This is a genomic window from Oleiphilus sp. HI0132, from assembly GCF_001635845.1.
The window spans coordinates 1-1704 of record NZ_LWGJ01001539.1 but is presented as its reverse complement, the minus strand read 5'-3'; the positions used below and the strand labels follow the sequence as shown (position 1 = coordinate 1704).

The 1704-nt window shown below is 44.4% G+C and carries 3 protein-coding genes; all 3 read left to right on the top strand.

Annotated elements, in window-relative coordinates:
• Positions 1–460 (top strand): flagellar motor switch protein FliM (locus A3766_RS23690; protein WP_068643088.1); only part of this gene is annotated, 460 nt, incomplete at its 5' end.
• The gene (gene fliN, locus A3766_RS23685) at positions 453–953 is read left to right on the top strand and encodes a flagellar motor switch protein FliN (protein WP_068511675.1); all 501 of its coding nucleotides are present in this window, start codon (positions 453–455) and stop codon (positions 951–953) included. The genes A3766_RS23690 and fliN, both read left to right, overlap by 8 nt.
• Positions 954–957: 4 nt before the next feature.
• Positions 958–1554, top strand: coding sequence for a flagellar biosynthetic protein FliO (gene fliO, locus A3766_RS23680; protein WP_068511678.1), 597 nt, complete (start codon positions 958–960; stop codon positions 1552–1554).
• Positions 1555–1704 lie beyond the last annotated feature (150 nt).

Below are 1704 nucleotides of genomic sequence, written 5' to 3'. Positions count from 1 at the left end.
AATGGCGAATATTGTTAGCCCTAGTGAAGTGATAGTAATTAGTACCTTTCATATCGAACTAGATGGCGGTGGTGGAGACCTTCATCTGGCCATTCCATACTCTACCATTGAGCCGATTCGCGAGATCCTCGATGCTGGTGTCCAGAGTGATGTTGACGATGTTGACGAGCGCTGGATGACAACTATTCGGAAAGATCTTTTAGAGGCTAATGTGCCTCTTAATGCGACAGTCCTAGAAGAACAGATATCACTTAGAGATGTTGCCAAGCTTGAAAAAGGTGATGTTATACCGATAGAAATGCCAGAGTTTATTACGCTAACTGCGAATAAGGTCCCTATGTTCAAAGCAAAGCTTGGGCAAAGTGATGGTCAGTTAGCGGCGAAAATTGAAGAAAAAATTGAACGACCCAACCTCATATCCAGTGTAGTTGACGAAAATTTGGAAGAAGAAAATGAGTGATAACGAAGATCAAAGTGAAGACGAAAAACTAGCATCTGAATGGGAAGCTGCAATGGAAGAGTCTGGTGATTCTGAAGGCGGCGAAGGTAGTGTTGAGGATGAGTGGGCGGCGGCAATGGCCGAAGCTGAAGCTATCGAAGGGGATGATGCTGATGATATTAAGTCTGCGCCTCTAGAGTCTTTTGATTCGCGTCCAGCTGCGGCTGCTAACGCTGGTGCTGGTGGCCCAGGCGCTCCCGATCTTGATGTCATTCTGGATATACCTGTTACGTTATCGATGGAAGTCGGTAATACCTCCATTCCGATCAGAAACTTATTACAATTGAATCAAGGTTCCGTTATTGAGCTTGACCGCTTGGCCGGTGAGCCATTAGATGTTTTGGTCAATGGCACACTAATCGCTCATGGTGAAGTTGTTATGGTTAATGATAAATTCGGTATTCGACTGACTGATGTAGTAAGTCCAACTGAACGTATCAGGCGTTTAGGGTAGTTTTGTGGGCTTACTGATTCGCCTTTGTGTGGTGTTCATACTGAGCACCAGTATTGTGTATGCTAATGAATCCTCAGATTCTACGAATCCTGGCACTGAGCCACAGCAACAATTAGTTGAGTTAGACGATACGTTAAAAACTGAAAACGAAGTTGTCAGCTCAAATACTGAATCGACCCACCTTAGTAAAGCTCGTGCACCAGAGTACGACCCGATAACGAGTTGGCCTATTGTTGTCGCTACTTTATTCGCAATGGTGGTCTTCATTTTTGTCTTGGCTTGGTTTGCTCGCCGATTTAGCGGATTTAATATTGCTAAAAATAGAGAAATGGAAGTGCTTTCGTCTCTTCCGCTTGGTGCAAGAGAAAAAGTTAGTTTGGTTCGTGTAAAAGGGCAGACACTTCTTTTGGGTGTTACCAATCAGCAGATTTCTTGTTTGCATACTTTTGACAGCGATTCTGATCTTAGTGATAACGCTCAAGAAGGTGGTGGTCGTGGTGCACATTCCGATTTTTCGACAACTTTAAAAGGCTTGCTCACTAAAAGTACGCCTGAGGAGCAAGGCAGCTCTGAGCTTAACTCTCAAGAGGGTAAGCTATGACAACGAAGTCAAAGTTTTCAGTGCGTACTTTTGCACTCCTAGCACTAGGTGTCGTTCTGTCATTGTTGTCATTTTCAGCTTTTGCTGAAGGTGCGCAAGGAAGCCCGGGTATTCCTGCTCTAACCCTGGTAAATAATTCTGATGGTTCGC

Coding starts and splice junctions, on each gene's coding strand:
- fliN (WP_068511675.1), top strand. CDS start 453: ATGAGTGATAACGAAGATCAAAGTGAAGACGAAAAACTAGCATCTGAA.